At 71.6% G+C, this 15,299-nt stretch carries 18 protein-coding genes and 1 pseudogene; 9 read left to right on the top strand and 10 right to left on the bottom strand.

Features of this window, described 5'->3' with window-relative positions; genetic code table 11:
- Nucleotides 1-116 precede the first annotated feature (116 nt).
- Entirely contained in the window at nucleotides 117-2,504 is a 2,388-nt protein-coding gene (locus BUE16_RS09565) for a DUF2298 domain-containing protein (RefSeq protein WP_073309003.1), read from the top strand.
- Here the strand turns inward: BUE16_RS09565 and BUE16_RS09560 are convergent.
- The 5 genes and pseudogenes from BUE16_RS09560 to BUE16_RS09540 all read right to left on the bottom strand — a co-directional run bounded on the left by BUE16_RS09560 (nucleotide 2,485) and on the right by BUE16_RS09540 (nucleotide 5,810).
- Nucleotides 2,485-3,387, bottom strand: a complete 903-nt coding sequence (locus tag BUE16_RS09560; RefSeq protein ID WP_073309001.1) for a hypothetical protein — start codon at nucleotides 3,385-3,387, stop codon at nucleotides 2,485-2,487. The genes BUE16_RS09565 and BUE16_RS09560 overlap by 20 nt on opposite strands.
- A gap of 61 nt (nucleotides 3,388-3,448) precedes the next feature.
- On the bottom strand, nucleotides 3,449-3,715 hold the full coding sequence (locus tag BUE16_RS09555) for an HAH_0734 family protein (protein ID WP_073308999.1): 267 nt from the start codon (nucleotides 3,713-3,715) through the stop codon (nucleotides 3,449-3,451).
- Nucleotides 3,716-3,830: 115 nt separating this feature from the next.
- A pseudogene (locus BUE16_RS09550) lies at nucleotides 3,831-4,088 on the bottom strand (ABC transporter ATP-binding protein); the annotation flags it as partial.
- A 127-nt stretch (nucleotides 4,089-4,215) separates the two neighbouring features.
- Complete coding sequence (locus BUE16_RS09545; RefSeq protein WP_073308997.1) at nucleotides 4,216-4,641, bottom strand: Zn-ribbon domain-containing OB-fold protein; 426 nt, start codon at nucleotides 4,639-4,641, stop codon at nucleotides 4,216-4,218.
- Complete coding sequence (locus BUE16_RS09540) at nucleotides 4,638-5,810, bottom strand: thiolase C-terminal domain-containing protein (RefSeq protein WP_073308995.1); 1,173 nt, start codon at nucleotides 5,808-5,810, stop codon at nucleotides 4,638-4,640. Before BUE16_RS09540 ends, BUE16_RS09545 begins: the two co-directional genes overlap by 4 nt.
- Nucleotides 5,811-5,953: 143 nt before the next feature.
- Here BUE16_RS09540 and BUE16_RS09535 point away from each other — a divergent pair, with 143 nt between their 5' ends.
- The 7 genes from BUE16_RS09535 to BUE16_RS09505 all read left to right on the top strand — a co-directional run bounded on the left by BUE16_RS09535 (nucleotide 5,954) and on the right by BUE16_RS09505 (nucleotide 10,903).
- Entirely contained in the window at nucleotides 5,954-6,823 is an 870-nt protein-coding gene (locus tag BUE16_RS09535; protein WP_073308993.1) for an HVO_0234 family beta-propeller protein, read from the top strand.
- A 109-nt stretch (nucleotides 6,824-6,932) separates the two neighbouring features.
- Nucleotides 6,933-7,784 carry a ribose-phosphate diphosphokinase gene (gene prs / locus BUE16_RS09530; protein WP_073308991.1) on the top strand — a complete coding sequence of 284 codons (852 nt, stop codon included), beginning with the start codon at nucleotides 6,933-6,935 and terminating at the stop codon, nucleotides 7,782-7,784.
- Between the two features lie 238 nt (nucleotides 7,785-8,022).
- Nucleotides 8,023-8,349, top strand: coding sequence for a TM2 domain-containing protein (locus BUE16_RS17220; protein ID WP_073308989.1), 327 nt, complete (start codon nucleotides 8,023-8,025; stop codon nucleotides 8,347-8,349).
- Nucleotides 8,350-8,424: 75 nt separating this feature from the next.
- The gene (locus tag BUE16_RS09520; protein ID WP_073308987.1) at nucleotides 8,425-8,880 is read left to right on the top strand and encodes a zinc ribbon domain-containing protein; all 456 of its coding nucleotides are present in this window, start codon (nucleotides 8,425-8,427) and stop codon (nucleotides 8,878-8,880) included.
- A gap of 49 nt (nucleotides 8,881-8,929) precedes the next feature.
- On the top strand, nucleotides 8,930-9,553 hold the full coding sequence (locus BUE16_RS09515; protein WP_234972373.1) for a uracil-DNA glycosylase: 624 nt from the start codon (nucleotides 8,930-8,932) through the stop codon (nucleotides 9,551-9,553).
- Between the two features lie 68 nt (nucleotides 9,554-9,621).
- Nucleotides 9,622-10,044 (top strand): HIT family protein, encoded by a 423-nt coding sequence (locus BUE16_RS09510; RefSeq protein ID WP_073308985.1) that lies wholly within the window; start codon nucleotides 9,622-9,624, stop codon nucleotides 10,042-10,044.
- A 58-nt stretch (nucleotides 10,045-10,102) separates the two neighbouring features.
- Nucleotides 10,103-10,903: a P-loop NTPase family protein gene (locus BUE16_RS09505; protein ID WP_073308983.1), complete on the top strand. Its 801-nt coding sequence runs from the start codon at nucleotides 10,103-10,105 to the stop codon at nucleotides 10,901-10,903.
- A gap of 63 nt (nucleotides 10,904-10,966) precedes the next feature.
- On the opposite strand, the gene BUE16_RS09500 is transcribed toward BUE16_RS09505, so the two are convergent.
- A complete protein-coding gene (locus tag BUE16_RS09500) occupies nucleotides 10,967-11,482 on the bottom strand; it encodes a DUF7858 family protein (RefSeq protein ID WP_073308981.1) in 516 nt (171 codons plus the stop codon).
- A gap of 168 nt (nucleotides 11,483-11,650) precedes the next feature.
- On the opposite strand from BUE16_RS09500, the gene BUE16_RS09495 reads away from it, so the two are divergent.
- On the top strand, nucleotides 11,651-12,511 hold the full coding sequence (locus BUE16_RS09495; RefSeq protein ID WP_073308979.1) for a transcription initiation factor IIB: 861 nt from the start codon (nucleotides 11,651-11,653) through the stop codon (nucleotides 12,509-12,511).
- A 60-nt stretch (nucleotides 12,512-12,571) separates the two neighbouring features.
- On the opposite strand, the gene BUE16_RS09490 is transcribed toward BUE16_RS09495, so the two are convergent.
- The 4 genes from BUE16_RS09490 to BUE16_RS09475 form a co-directional block, all read right to left on the bottom strand.
- Nucleotides 12,572-13,234 (bottom strand): nucleotide-binding protein, encoded by a 663-nt coding sequence (locus BUE16_RS09490; RefSeq protein ID WP_073308977.1) that lies wholly within the window; start codon nucleotides 13,232-13,234, stop codon nucleotides 12,572-12,574.
- Nucleotides 13,231-13,971 carry a DUF7857 domain-containing protein gene (locus BUE16_RS09485; RefSeq protein ID WP_073308975.1) on the bottom strand — a complete coding sequence of 247 codons (741 nt, stop codon included), beginning with the start codon at nucleotides 13,969-13,971 and terminating at the stop codon, nucleotides 13,231-13,233. Before BUE16_RS09485 ends, BUE16_RS09490 begins: the two co-directional genes overlap by 4 nt.
- Nucleotides 13,972-14,035: 64 nt before the next feature.
- The gene (locus tag BUE16_RS09480) at nucleotides 14,036-14,947 is read right to left on the bottom strand and encodes a DUF7856 family protein (protein WP_073308973.1); all 912 of its coding nucleotides are present in this window, start codon (nucleotides 14,945-14,947) and stop codon (nucleotides 14,036-14,038) included.
- Nucleotides 14,944-15,282: a DUF7855 family protein gene (locus BUE16_RS09475; protein ID WP_073308971.1), complete on the bottom strand. Its 339-nt coding sequence runs from the start codon at nucleotides 15,280-15,282 to the stop codon at nucleotides 14,944-14,946. The genes BUE16_RS09480 and BUE16_RS09475 overlap by 4 nt, the downstream gene beginning before the upstream one ends.
- Nucleotides 15,283-15,299 lie beyond the last annotated feature (17 nt).

Raw genomic sequence — 15,299 nt, 5'->3', positions numbered from 1 at the left:
TGTGTCGGTCGGAGCCGAGTACGGTCACTCGCCGCCGTCCCGGGGGGGCGGTCGACACACGGTCGCCTCGCGACGGAGGGAAAGGAACTTACCCCGCGAGCGACCCGTCGGAAGCGATGGAGTACGGTCTCGTCGTCCGCTGGCTCGTCGCCCTCCTCGCGCTCGGCGCCGTCGGCGTCCCGCTGGCCGCCCGGCTGTTCCCCCGGTCGGCGACCAGAGGCGTGGGGTTCGCCCTTCCGCTTTCGTCGCTGACGCTCGGGCTCGTCGCCTTCTGGGTCGGCCGCACGACGTTCGGCCCGATCGCGCTCGCCGTCGGCCTGCTCGTGCTGCTCGCGCTCGCCGCGGGGTCGCTGCTCGACAGCGATTCGCTTCGCGACCGGACCGTCAGGCTCGACGACGAGGCACTCGACAGGCTGCCCGATCGGCGCGTCGTCGCGGAGACGGCCGCGGTGTTCGCGGGCGCGTTCCTGTTCGTCGTCCTGATCCGCGCGTTCGACCCCGGCGTCGACCCCAGCGCGGGCGAGAAGTTCCTCGATTACGGCATCCTCAAGTCGCTGCTGCGAGCCGGGGCGCTCCCGCCGGAGGACATGTGGTTCGCCGGCGAGCCCGTCCGCTACTACTACGGCGGCCACCTGCTTTCGGCGCTGTTCACGACGCTGACGGCGACGCCCGCGCGCTTCGGCTACAACCTCGCGCTCGCCGGCTTCTTCGGGATGCTCGTCGCCGCCGTCTACGATCTGGCGGGCGCGGTCGCCGCGAGCCGGGGACGCTCCCGCCGGACCGCGGGCCTGCTGGCGGCGTTCTTCGTCGGGCTCGCTGCGAACCTCCACACCGCCGGCTGGGTGGTTCTCCGGGCGCTTCCGCCGGGCGCCCGCGAGACCGTTTCGAGCCTCCTCGGGTTCGATCCCAGCGGGATCGTCGCTCGCGACTTCTCCTACTGGACCGCGAGTCGGATCATCCCCGGTACGATCAACGAGTTCCCGCTGTTCGCCTGGCTCAACGGCGACCTCCACGCGCACATGACGATGACGCCGTTCCTGCTGCTGGGCGCGGCGCTCGCGTTCGCGCTGTATCGCACTCCCGCCTCCGAGACGCGTCGCCGGCGACTGCTCCTGTTCGGCGCCGTCCCGCTCGTCGGCGGCTTCCAGGTCGTGCTCGACACCTGGAGCTTCCCGAGCGTGCTCGGGCTCGCGTGGCTCGCGCTCGCGGCGGCGCCGGCGGCGCCGCGGACGCTGCTGCCCGCGCCGCTGCGGCGGCGCCTCGACGTGCCGTTGACCGACGACGCCGACACGCGCCTCCCCGCGGAACTGGCGCGCCCCGTCGTCGCTGCGGTACTGGTGGCCGGCGCCGGAGCAATCGCCGTCGCCGTCGCCGCCCCGTTCCTGCTCGTCGCCGTCGCCGGCGGCGGGAGCGAGCGCGAGCTCGCGGTGCTCCCCGTCGAGATGCGCTCGTCGCTGAACGGCCTCCTCATCGTCCACGGCGCCTTCCTCGGGACGTTCGTCTCGGGCCTGCTCAGCGCGGTCGGCCGCGAGCGGCCGCTGCCGGTCGTCGCCGGAGGCGCCGCGCTGGTGCTCGCCGGACTCGCGGTCGACCTCCCGGCGCTCGGCGTGTTCGGCGTCTTGGTGGTCGCGGGGTGGGTCGCGCTGCGGACCGACCGCGCGGGGTTCGAGACGGTGCTTATCGTCGGCGGCGCGGGGCTGGCGCTGATCGTCGAGGTCGTCTACCTGAACGAGCAGGCCGGGCCGGGGCGGATGAACACCGTGTTCAAGACGTACGCGCAGGTGTGGCCGCTGTGGGCCGCCGCCGCCGGCGTCGTCCTCACGGGGATGTTGCGGGCGGTCCCCCGCCCTGACGCCTCGCTGCTGTGGCCGAGCGCGGGCACCCGCGACGTAGCCGCCTCGCTGTTCGTCGCCGCGCTGCTCGTGTCGACGGGGCTGTACGCCGCCTTCGCCGTCCCGGCGCACGTGACCGAGGGGTACCCCGAGGAGCCGACGCTCGACGGCACCGACTTCGTCGAGACGTTCCATCCCAGCCAAGTGCGCGCCATCGACTGGCTGGACGCCCGCGAGGGCCAGCCCGTGATCCTCTCGGCGCCCGCGACCGGCGTGTACCCCGGTGCGGAGAACCGATACGGCCACTCGCCGACGATGTACCAGTGGAACGCGAACCCCGCGGCCAGCCTCACCGGCCTCCCGACCGTCGCCGGCTGGCACCACGAGGTCGGCTACCGCGGTCCGGAGGCGTACTTCTCGCGCGTTCGCGACGTCGACGACGCGTACACCTCGCGGGCGCGGGCCGTCGAGGTGCTCCGCGAGTACGACGTGCGCTACGTGTGGGTCGGCCCCGCCGAGCGCGGGCGCTACGAGGGCCGCGGGCTGATCGACTTCGCGTCCATCGACGGCGTCGAGGTGGTCGATGCGGCGTCGACGCCGACGGTGACGGTGTTCCGTGTGACGGAATCGGAGCTGCCAGCCGCGAGCGCCGTCAACTCGGCCGAGGAGTGACCGACCGACTGCGACGGACCGCTCGAAGGCTTCGGCCGACCGTGAATCCGACCGTCCCGAGGACGACCGCGAACGCCGACGCCGCGATGAACGCGAGCGCGAGGTCGACCGCCGGGCCGCCGCCGCTGATGCCGTCGCGCAGGTAGTCGAGTCCCGTTCCGCCGAACAGCGGCGCGAACACGACCGCCCACGAGAGAAGCAGCCCGCCGCCGCGGAGCGCGGGCGCCGCCGCCAGCCCGGTCCACGCGAGGACGACGACGACGCCGACCACAGGGTCGCCGTCTATCGGGGCGAGCGGGTAGAACAGTTCCGGGACCGACACCGTCGCCGTCACCGGCGTCGACTCCGGGACGGATCCGACGACGCCGGCCGCGCCGAGCAGGAGACCGCCCGCGACGGCCAGCCAGCGGAACGTCGTCTCGGCGGTCCCCACGAGGAACTCGCGGCGTCCGTCGCTGTCGACGAGCCACGCAACGCCACGGGGGCCACTCTCGAGCGTCCGGCCGAGCACGTACCCGACGGTGCCGACGACGAACGCGGCGAGGGCTGCAAAGCCGAGTGGAACAGCGAGCACATCCGGCGAGAAGACGGGTCGGCGGACGAAGTCAGCCCAGACTCGGCCGACGACGAGGCCGAACACGAGCGCCCAGCTACCGGCGACCCCGTCGTTCCAGCGGGCGTTGGCCGCCGCGAGTCCGCCGACGACGAGTACGACCCCGATGACGAGCGAGGCAAGGTCGTCGAAGAGTACGGGGAGCCAGTTGGCGCCGGCGGCACTCAGGTAGCCGAGCAGGGCGAGCGCGAGCGCCGCCGCAAACACCGACAGCGTCCGGCGCGGATCGCGGCCGACGAGAGCGACACGGAGCTCGTTCTCGGAGGGCACGGCGGCGCTTCGACGGACGAGTAAAAAGGGCTGGTGGCTGGTAGCTGGTAGCTGGTGGCGTTCAAACGTTGAGGTCGCCGCCCGCCTTGACCACGTCGAGCGCCTCGGCGTCGATCGTGTCGACCGCCAGCCAGTGGGGGACGTACGTCTTCGTCTCGAAGTCCTCGCGCTCGTCGTCGGTGCCGATGGTGCACCATAGCTGCGGCTCCTCGGGGCCGTGGTACTCACCCTGTCGCTGGACGGAGAAGACGCGCATCTCCTCGCCGTCGTAGTCGATGATCCCGTCCTTGCGGAGCCCCGGGTCGCCGTGGACGATGAGCTTCTGCATGCGCCCGGGTTGGCGGGTTCCTACACTAAGGGTTTCGATGCCGTACGTCTCTGGGCGATGTGGCGCCACGGTGACCCTCAGAAGGCCCAGTGCGACGCCGACGGCGCGGCGACGCCTACCCGCCGAGATAGAGCCGCGACACCTCGGGGTTGTCGAGCAGCGCGTCCACCTCGTCGGCGTACGCGACGGCGCCCTGATCGAGGACGTACCCCGAGTCGGAGATCGACAGCCCCTTGCGGGCGTTCTGTTCGACCATCAGGATCGCCGTCCCGAGTTCGTTGACCGCGAGCACGTCGTCGAACACCTCGTCGGCCGTGTTGGGCGCCAGCCCGGCCGACGGTTCGTCGATCAACAGCACGTCCGGTTCCATCAAGACCAACGACGACTGAGCCACCGACCGTCGGTCGCGGTCGCGTCGTACCTACCTACCGTTTTTTGCTGGCATCCGAGCAGTCGACGTTCGCTCACGGCGGCGACGAGACACGTCACTCCGCTCCCACTCACCGGAGTTCGAAGCGGTGGACCGGCCAGTCGGCTTCGTAGTCCAGCGCGGCCTCCCGCTGTTCTGCGGTCGGTTCCTGCACCGTGAGTTCGACCGGGTCACCGATGGCGACATCGGCGTAGTCTGCGTCCACGCGCCCGAGGAGGCGACCGCCGTCCGCGAGTTCCACCACGGCGACCGTGTACGGGGCGTCCGCCGCGAACGCCGGCGGTGCCGCGTGGACCTCCGTGTACGAGAAGATGGTCCCCCCCGGCGACTGCGGTTCGACATCGACGGCCCGACTGCCGCAGGCGTAGCACGCTGGCCGCGGCGGTAGCAAGACCTGCCCACAGTCCGCACAGACCCCGCCCAGGAGTTCGCCCTCCGCGAGGGCGTCGAAGAAGCCCGGGAGCGTCCGCGGGTCGCTGGCGTCGAGGTCGGTCATCGTGCCCCCTCCGCGGTGGTGAGCACGTGGCCGACGGTGACGGCGTCCGCGACACCCCCCTCGTTGAGCAACAGGGCCGTGTCAGCGCCCTCGACCGCGCGGTCGCCCGCGGCACCCGTGAGTTGTTCGTACGCCTCCAGCGCCTGTAGCAGTCCGGTCGCGCCGATCGGATGCCCGCGAGCCTTGAGTCCGCCGCTGGGACTCAACCGCACGTCTGTCCACCCGTCGGCCCGCTTTGCGGGGTCCAGATAGCTCTGATACCCCATCTCCGAGGGGGCGAATCCGGCGGCCTCCGCGAGCAGCGCCTCACAGACGGTGAACGCGTCGTGGACCTCGGCGATGTCGACGGCGTCGGCGTCGATGCCCGCTTCCTCGTACGCCGTCTCGGCGGCGATGCGAGCGCCCGCGATGTCGGTCATATCCCGCTCGGCGACCGCGATGTTGTTCGCGGAGGCCCCGCTGCCGGCGACGCGCACCTGCGGGCGGCCGAGGTCCTCGGCGAGCTCGGCGCTCGTCACGAGGACGGCCGCCGCGCCGTCGCCGACCGGCGCACAGTCGTAGAGTTTCAGCGGCGAGGCGACGGGATTGGACTCCAGAACGGTGTCCACGTCGATCTCTTTGGGAAACTGGGCGCGAGGGTTTCGAGCGGCGTTGGCGTGGTTCTTCACCGCGATCTCGGCCAGGTCGCGTTCGGTGGCGTCCGTCTCGTGGAGGTATCGCTGGGCCAGCAGTGCGTACTGGCTGGGCGCGGTGACGCCGGAGCGCTGCTCGATGGCGCGGTCGAACGCCGCCGACAGGGCGTCGGTCGCGCCGCTGGTGCCGGCGGACGTCATCTTCTCGACGCCGCATGCGAGGACGGCCTCGTGGTCGCCGTTGCGGACATCCTTGACCGCGTGGCGCAACGCGAGTGCCCCCGCGGCGGCACACCCCTCGACGCGTTCGGCGGGGACGTGACGGAGGCCGGCCCACTCTGCCAGAAGCGTCCCGTGCATAATCTGGTGTTCGTAGCTCTCCGACTGGTTGCCAACGTACACTGCCTCGACGAGTTCGGCCGGGTCGGGCAGTCCGTCGAACGCCTCCGCGAGTGCGATCGAGAACAGGTCTCGGCCCGGGAGGTCCGTGCGGCCGATCGGTGAGGCACCCACCGACGCGATGACTGGCTCTGGCATTCGTGCCTCTGCGGTGTCGGTAACGTTAGTTAACTGTTGTCACGTTCTGTCGTCCAGACAGCCGGATCGTCGTGGCTGCACCGAGTTCCGCCGACCGCGCTGGCTTCGCGTCACTTATTCGCCCCGCCGACGCACCCCCGCGTATGCCTACGATCGCCGAGAAGCGCGTGTTCACGGAGCGTGACGACGTGGTGCGGGCGCTTGCCGCCTCCTCGATCGGAGTGGTCGGCATCTCGCTGTCGGGCGACATTGTCGGCGAGTTCGGGATCGAACACCGCTGTGACGCCCGTGATGCGGCCGCCCGGGGCGACGCCGTCGCGGTCGCCACCGACGAGGACGTGCTCGTGGGCGACTTCGAGCCGACGGGACACGGTCCCGCCGTCGCGGTCGCGGTCACCGGCGACGGCGTGATCGCGGCGGCGCCCGACGGCACGGTCTCGCTGCTCGCCGGCGACTCCAACGGGGAGGCGGACGACGACGCGAACGGGGCGGGAACCGGGGCGTCGTGGACCGCCGTCGGCGCCGTCGAGGACCCCCGCCGACTGGACGGTCGGCTCGTCGCCGCCGGCGACGGCGTCCACCGCCTGACCGACGGCGAGCTGGAGTACGCCGGCCTCGACGACGCCAGGGACGTGAGCGACCGCGGCGTCCCGCTGGCGGTGACCGGCGACGCGCTGTACACCCTCGGGAACGGCTGGATGCGCGACCTCGGCGGCGACGGCGGCGGCGACGGAACCCCCACGGAGAGCGGAGCGTTCCGCTGCGTCGTCGCCGACGCCGAGGGCGAGCGTGCAGTCGCCGCGACCGACGCGGCGGTACTCGAGCGCGCCGACGCGACCGCGACCGAGTGGGTTCGACACGACGAGTCGGGCGTCGTCGACGCCGCGTTCGCGGGTCGCCACCTCGTCGCCGTCACGGACGGTGGAGAGGCCCGGGTGTACGCCGATGGGGGGTGGCGCGGCCGGACGCTCGGGCTCCCCGACGTGCGGGCGGTTGCGGTGCCGGGCGAGTAGCGAGGCCGCTACTCGACCGGTCCTCGATCCGGCCGCCGCGGGCTGTGAGGCCGCCGCACGCGTCGCCCGAGTAGGAACGCGTTTGTATCCGGCGGCGGGAACGGCGTGTATGATCGTACCCGGGTCCGCGTCGCAGGCGCTCGCGGCCGCCCTCGCCGAGCACACCGACCGCGCGCTCGCCACGCCGGAGTACCGCTGGTTCCCGGACGGCGAGGAGTGCGCCTCAGTGCCCGAGTTCGGAGGCGAGGAGGCCGTCGTCGTCGCTGCGACCGAGTCCAACGACGCGCTCGTCGAGCTGCTCCAGTTGCAGGACGCCGTTCGCGAGGCCGGCGCCGAGACCGTCACGACCGTCATCCCGTACATGGGATACGCCCGCCAGGACCGAGCGTTCGAGCACGGCGAGCCCGTCTCCGCGCGGGCGGTCGCCCGCGCCGTCTCCACCGGCACCGACCGCGTCGTCCTCGTGACTCCCCACGAGCCCGACGTGGCCGAGTACTTCGATGCGCCCGTCGAGGTGCTCGAGGCCGCGGCGCTGCTGGCCGATCCCCTCCCCGTCGACCTGACTGACCCGCTGTTCCTCGGTCCCGACGCCTCAGCCGAGGAGCTGGCGGTCGACGTGCGCGACGCCTACGACGGCGGCGAGACCGACTTCTTCGAGAAGGTGCGCGACTACGACACCGGCGAGGTGACCGTCATGCCCAGCGACGCCGATGCGGCCGGCCGCGACGTGGTCGTCGTCGACGACATCATCGCCACGGGGTCAACGATGAGCGAGGCGGTCGCCGCGCTCCGCGAGCGCGGCTGCGACGACGTGTACACCGTCTGCGTCCACGGGATGCTCGCGGGCAACGCCCGCACGAAGCTGGCCGCCGCGGGCGTGACGCACGTCGTCGCGACCGACACCCTCGAACGCGCCGAAAGCGACGTGTCGGTTGCGCCGCTGGTGGCCGACGCGCTGTAGGCGCGAACCCGACGACCGCCGCGGCTGCCGCCCGCTCGAAGTGAACCTCGATCCCCGTGAGTGCGACCGACGCGAGCGTCACGAAGAGCTACTCCGTGGGGACGACCCGCCCGGACCGGTTCGCTGGATCATCGAACCGCGTCCGAATACTAATCAGATACTGTCAGTATATTTTACGTATCGAATTTGATAACTAACCAGTATTTTTATTATAGTTCATGAAAGGTTTGACACGAAGATGAGCAATGCAACTCCCGGCGCGGACGAGCAGTTCTGCAGTAGCTGCGGCGAAGTGATCAAGAAGGAAGCGGAGATCTGCACCGAGTGCGGGGTGCGCCAGTCGACCCCGTCGTCCTCGAGCTCGAAGGACAAAACGAGCGCGGCGCTGTTGGCCATTTTCCTCGGCTGGATCGGTGGTCACCACTTCTACCTCGGGAACACGGGACGAGGGATCATCTACCTCCTGTTCTCGTGGACGGCGATTCCCGCCCTCATCGGTATCATCGAGGGGATCATCTACCTCACGAAGTCCGAGGACGAGTTCCAGCGCCAGTACGTCAACTGACGACGCACCCCCTCGATCCGTTCTATTATATATCACCCTCCGAAGCACCGAGACCGTCGACCCCCGATCACAACCATGACCAAACAAAAAGCGGCGGACGAGGTGTTCTGTCGTTCCTGCGGCGAGGCGATCAAACAGGCCTCGGAGCTGTGCCCCAACTGCGGGGTCCGCAACGACAACTACAGCCGCGGCGGCGGCACCGCCGGCGATGTCCACGATCCCTCGCGGTACGAGACCTCAGTGTCGGACACGTGGTGGTACGGCGTCGCCGCGGGGACGGGTATCTGGGTGCTACTGGTGCTCGCGGCGGCCGCCAGCAGCGACCTCGGGGCCGCCGGCGGGCTGCTCGTCCTGATCGGCTGGGTCGGGCTCCCGCTATCGGTGTACTTCGACATCCAGTACGTCCGCGCGAACTCCGAGTGGGACCCGAACGTCGGGGTCTGGGTGGTCCTCTCGGCGCTGTGGTTCGTCAACATCGTCGCCGGCGCGGCCTACCTCTACCGGCGCCATCAGGTGCTCGGCGAGCCCTGATCGCCGGCGGAGCGAAACCGCCAATCCCCGCCACGACGACCGACCAGGCGTGACTGCCCCCGGCGATCCGATCGACCATCCCGATCCCGCGGACCGACTGGTGATCGAGCCGGACTGCTCGCGCTGTCCGGCGCTCGTGGACACGCGGACCCGCATTTCGTGGGGTAACGGCCCCCGCGACGCGAGCGTCCTCGTCGTCGGCGAGGCGCCCGGCGCGGGCGATCCCGACGCCGACACGTGGAAGGGCGGCAACCACACCGGCTGCGCGTACACCTCCCGCCACTCCGGCCGTCGCGTGCGCCGCCTCATGGCCGACCTCGGCTACGGCGGCGACTGCTTGTTCACGAACGCGGTGAAGTGCCATCCCCCGGGGAACCGCGACCCGACCGACGAGGAACTCAGGAACTGCCGCGGCCACCTCGAAACGGAACTCGACATCGTGGACCCGGAGACGGTCGTCACGACCGGAAAACACGCGACTGCGACCCTGCTCGCGTTCGAGGGGGTCGCCCTCGACGGGTTCCTCGACCGCGTCAGCGACCCCGTCGACTGCCCGACCCTCGGGGTGAGGCGCCTCCCGGTCCTCCACCCGAGTTATCGGGAGGTGTGGCTCTCGCGGCTCGACCTGACCGAGGCAGAGTACCGGGCGCGGATCGCCGAACATCTGCCGTGATCACGGCTGACCATGCCGCCGGCCGTCCGCAGTTTCAAGCGCCCGGGCAACAGATGGGTGACGTACGCATGAGTGACGACTGCATCTTCTGTTCGATCGTCGCGGGCGACATCCCCGCCCGCGTGGTCGCTGAGACCGACGACGCGCTCGCGTTCCTCGACGCGAACCCAATGGCCCGCGGCCACACCCTCGTGGTCCCCAAGGGCCACCACCAGCGCGTCGCAGACCTCTCCCGGGAGGAGTCGCGCGCCGTCTTCGACCTCGTGCACGACCTCGCGCCCGCGATCGAGGACGCCGTCAACGCCGACGCCCACACGATCGGCGTCAACGACGGCCCGGACGCCGGCCAGGAGGTCCCCCACGCGCACGTCCACATCATCCCGCGCTTCGAGCGCGACGGCGGCGGTCCCATCCACGTCGCCGCCGGCGAGCGGCCAGAGGTGGACGACGACGAGTTGGACGAGATCGCGGCGTCGATCGGGGAGTCGTAGTCCAGTTTCCGCGTTCGAATACGCGAATGTATTTATTGGATCGGGACGCAGCCGCCGCATGGCCAGCACCAGCATCCGGTCGCTCGCGCTCGTCGGCGCCGTCGGCGGCGCGGGCACGACCAGAACGGCGGTCGAGTGCGCCGCCGCGCTCGCCCGCGACGAGCGAGCCGTCGCCGTCCTCGACGCCGCATACGCGACCCAGGGGTTGAGCGAGGTCGTTCCCGGCCGCATCAACCCCGACGGAACCGAGCTGTGTCTCGATCCGGAGCGGCCCCTCACCGACGGACTGTACGATCTCGACTGTCCGGTCGACGGGCGGATCGCGCTCGCGCCGGCGCACGCGCCCTTCGAGCGGCTCGCCCGCGCGAGCGTCCCCGACGCGGCGCAGGCGCTCGCCGACCGGGTGAACGAGGCCGCCGCGCGCTTCGATCACGTGATCGTCGACGTGCCGCCGATCGCCACGAATCCGGCGGTCGCCGCGGTCCACGCCGTCGACCGCGTGGCGATCGTCGCCCCCGACACGGCGCACGGCGCCGAGGGACGCCGGCGCCAGCGCGAGGCGCTTCGAGACATCGACGCCCCAGACGCCGACCCGGCGAGCGTCACCGTCGCCAAGGCGAACGCGGACCCCGGCGGGAGCGGGCGTGGCGGCGACGACGCGGCGGCGGACGCGGTGATCCCGAGCGGACCCGCCGTACTCGACGCCGCGCCCGCGTGTCTCGACGGCGACGGCTTCGCTGCCGGCGTGGTGCGGGCAGCGGAGACGCTGTTCGAGACCGAGATCGGCGTCGAGTTCGACGATCGGGGCGTCGTCGATCGGATCACCGCCGGCGTCGATCGAGTTCGCGGCGGCAACTGACGAAGCGAATCTGTTTGCGGAGTGGCCCCCTGACAGGCTGCGACCGGATTCCGCCGGCGCGAGTCAGCGGAGGTCGACGGCCGCAGTCATTGTCTCCCCGAGCGCGTCCCGCTTCTCCACGCTCGCGTTCGCGCCGTCCGCAAGGGCGCCGCGGGCGATATCCGCCAACTCCGGGATCGGATCGTGCGATTCGACGTAGCCGGCGAGCGCGAACGCGGCCTCGTCGCCGCCGGCGAGTTCGAGCGCGTCAGCGCGCGAGAGGTCGCCTGCAAGCCAGTCGCGGACGACGCGCCGGGCGGTCGGCGCGAGCGGACAGACTCCCTGAACACCGCAGCGGTGGAGCACCTTCGCTGCCGTCATCGCGGCGACGCCGGCCTCGCGGGCGCTCGCGCCGACGCTGACGCCGCGAGCGTGGTGGCGAAGCACCACCTCGGCCGCTTCGGGCGTACATGCCAACGAGTCGGCATGCGGAGCCAGCCGCGACGCGAGGTCGCCGCCGGTGTCGTCGACCGCGGCGACGCCGCGCGCGTCCTGGCGCGCGGTCACCTCGATGCCGGCGGCGATATCTGAGAGGTCCATGTGCGTTCTCGTTCGGCACCCGATATAAATACACGCGTTCGATAAGCTACCATAACGGTCCGATCATGCGTAACGTACCGGTTATCGGTACGTTCGATCGGGGTCGAACGACCCGGATCCGGCGGATCCCCCCACACATAAGTATGGGTTCGGGACCGACGTTCGAGTATGGCAACGAGTACGACGGTGTGTCCGGAGTGCGACGGTCGAATCCGCGCGGACGGCGACGAGGCGGTGTGCAGCGAGTGCGGGCTCGTCGTCGCGGAAGACCGTATCGACCGCGGTCCCGAGTGGCGCAGCTTCGCGGACGACGACCGCGACCCGCGGCGGACCGGGGCGCCGCTCACGCGGTCGCGCCACGACCGCGGCCTCTCGACAGAGATCGGCCACACCCGCGTGAAGGGGCGCAAGCGGCGGCAGTGGGCGCGAATGCGCAGACAACACACGCGTGCGCGAATGTCGAGCAAGCGCGACCGCAACAAGGTGTACGGCTTCACCGAGATCCGCCGGCTCGTCTCGGCGGCCGGCCTCCCCGACTCGTTGCGCGATCAGGCGTGTTCGCTGTTCGAGTCCGCACAGGAGGCCGACCTGCTCTGCGGGCGCTCGCTCGAGGGGTTCGCCGCCGCTGCGGTGTACGTCGCCTGCCGGGTCGCGGGGGTCTCGCGCACCCGGAGCGAACTCGTCGCCGACGCGAAAGCAGACGCCAACGAGCTCCGCGCCGCCTTCGACGCGATGAACCGCGAGCTCGGACTCCCAGTCGGCCCCATCGACCCGGCCGAGTATCTCCCCCGGTTCGCGACAGAGCTGGGACTTGACGCGACGGTCGAACGGGCGGCCCGAGAGTACCTCGATGTCGCCCGAGACGAGGGGCTCACGAACGGGCGAAACCCCTGCGGCGTCGCGGCGGCGTGTCTGTACGCCGCCGCGCGCGACGACGGAGCCGACTGCACGCAGGCTGCCGCCGCCGACGTGGCCGACGTGACTCCCGTCACGCTCCGGTCGTCGTACGTCGAGCTACGCGATCGGTAGCACAGGCCCCGTACGCACCGTTTTCGCCTCCGATCGGCGAACCCTCGCTTCGGCTCCGTTCTACCCGACCGCGCAGCGACGGACGACCGCCGCAAGGCTCTCGACCGCCCGTGCCGCAGCCGACTCCGGGGCCGCCGTCGTCACCGGCGCCTCCGCTCCGATCGACCGCGCGAGCCGCGGATCCGCGGGCACCGCCGTCGCCGGCGCGCCGAGGGCGCGCCCGACCGCGTCCGTCGGCGGATCCTCGACGACGCGATTGAGCGCGACGGCCGCGAGGCCGCAGCCGAGTTCCCTCGCCACCTCGCGGGCGGCGATCGCGTCCGCGAGCGCCCATCGCGTCGGCGACGCCGTGAGCAGGCAGGCGTCGGCGACCGCCAACGGCGCGCCGGCGTCGACCCGAAGCCCGGCCGGCGAGTCGACGACGACGTGCTCGTAGCCGCTGACGGCGACGGCCTCGCGGAGCTGCCGCACGTCTGCCAACCGGGCGCCCGCGAGCGAACGGCCGCACGGGACCACGTCCACGGGGCCCGGACGGACCGCCTCGGCGGGAGCCGCCCTGCCGGCGAGTACGTCGTGGAGGTCGGGACCGCGCTCACGCCCGCCCGGGAGGTCGGCCATCGCGAGGTCCGCATCGACGACGAGCGCGTCCAGCGCGCCCGCGACGTTGTACGCCAGCGTCGACTTACCGACGCCCCCCTTCCCGCCGGCGACGGCGACGATCACGCGAGACGCTCCAGCGCGTCGGTCGGCACGTCGACGGCCTCCGCTCGCGAAGCGAGCGAGTCGACACGGGACGCGAGCCGTTCCAGCGCGGCCGCATCGAGCGCGATGAGTTCGGTCAGCTCGTCGGGGTCGGTGCCCGCTTCGAGCAGCTCCGTCGCCTCCGCGACCGACCCGTCCGTGACGGCCTCCGCTTTCGCGAGCCGGGCGTCGACCTCGTCGAGGTACCCCGCGACGGCCGGCGGGATGTCCGTCGGCGCTGACGGGAGTAGCTCCGCCGCGGCCCCTTCGACGCCAGTTGATCCGGTCGACCCGGCCGACCGTTCCCACGGACAGTCCCCGGGAGCGCCGGGGACAGCGGCGACCGAGGCCGCGTCCGGAGGGGGCCGGTGATCCGGGAGGTCCGCGAGCACGTCGTTTATTGGGTCGGCGTCGGCAGCTGCCGGGTCGGCGACATCGGCGAGCGAGACCGGATCAGCGTCGTCTTCGATCAGTCCGTCCGGACCGGCGCGGCAAGCGTAGCCGAGCGCGAGCGTCGAGTCGGCGCCGACGACGCCGACGTAGCCGTCGCTCGACCATCCCGGTTCGGGCGCTCCGTGTCGCCGCGGCGGGAGGACCCGCCCATCGAGACGGTTCTCGAGACGGACGGCGCGATCGACCGGTTCCGTGTTCCGCACGCGGACGGCGACGAACGCGACGCCGTCGACCGTCGCGACCGTCGAATCGAGCGTGATCGGCATGGCCGCGTTTGTCTCGGTATCGGCGATAAACATCCGCACGCGAGGGGGCGGTCCGACCCCGGACTCACTCGGACACGACGCGCACGACCGGTGCGCGAAGCCAGGCGCTCGCCTCGGTCGGATCGGCGAATCGGTCGGTCGCGACGATCACCGGGTCCGACCGCCCGGCGATGCGAACGGCGGCCGCGTGAGCGACGACGGGGTCGCCCTCGAACTCACTCGGGTTATCGCCGACCGCGGCGACTGCGGCCCCGCAGCGCGCAGCGTCGACGTTCGCTCCGGAGTGAAACGCCTCGATGACGCCCGCGAACACAGGGTACACGCCACGCGCGAGGTCGCGCCGCGCCGCTCGGCGACGGTTGGCGAGCGCGTCGCGCAAGCGGAGCCGTCGCTCCCGGTCGTCGCGCGCCGAGCGGGCGACCTCAACGGCGCGAGCCAACGCCTGTTCGGCCGCGTGCCGTTCGGTTTCCGCCTCGGTCAGGTCCCGCGTCGCCGCCGCGAACTCCGCACGGATCGCGTCGACCGCGGCGTCGGCTTCCCCAGCGCCGTCCCCCTCGGTCGCGTTCGTCCGCTCGCGGGCCTCCGCGAGCCGCCCGCGGAGCGTCGCCGTCCGTTCGCGCAGTCGATCCACGTCGGCACCGGCCTCTGCAGCACGCCGACGCGCCGCGGCCAGCAGGTCGCTCGCCTCGCCGGCGTCCTCGATCGCATCGAGAGTCCCCTCGAGGGCCGCCGCGATCCGGCGCCGTTCATCATCTGCGTGGTGGTCGCGACCGCGCTCGCGGGCCGCCGCGGCGAGCGCTCGTCGCAGCGGCGGCGGCCGCTCGGTCAGCGTCGCCAGCGGGTCGTCGGCGTCGAGGTCGAGCGCTTCGAGCGCGGCGGAGACGCCGGGGGCGTCGGGCGCGTCGCGGAGGTCGATCGCCGCGGCCCCCTCGGAGCTGTCGAAGCGAGCGAGTCGGTCGCGGAGCCGCAGGTTCACAGCTCGGCATCGCGCATCGACGCCGGGTCAGGATAGTCCGCGCCGACGGCGAACTTCGCATACGGGGTGCTCGTCGCGTCGCGGTCCTCGTAGGCGACGGCGGCCTCGCGAACCGCTGGTCGAACCGCCGCGAACTCGTTGAACGGTTCGGTGCGCTCGACTTGCACGTCGGCGCCGTGTTTCGCCCGGAGTCGGCACGCGAGGAAGGCGCCCAGTTCCGTCTCCGTGAACAGCGTAGCCCGACCCAACCGCCTGACAACGGTGTCGTCGTGGCTGCGACAGATGTTGCGTAGCGTCGTTCGCGCCGCGCGAGAGTACGTCACGACGAGTATCATACACTCACAGTGCCAGT

Origin of the sequence: Halobaculum gomorrense, from assembly GCF_900129775.1 — an archaeon.
Lineage (GTDB): Archaea > Halobacteriota > Halobacteria > Halobacteriales > Haloferacaceae > Halobaculum > Halobaculum gomorrense.
This window is presented reverse-complemented; position numbering and strand designations above follow the sequence as displayed.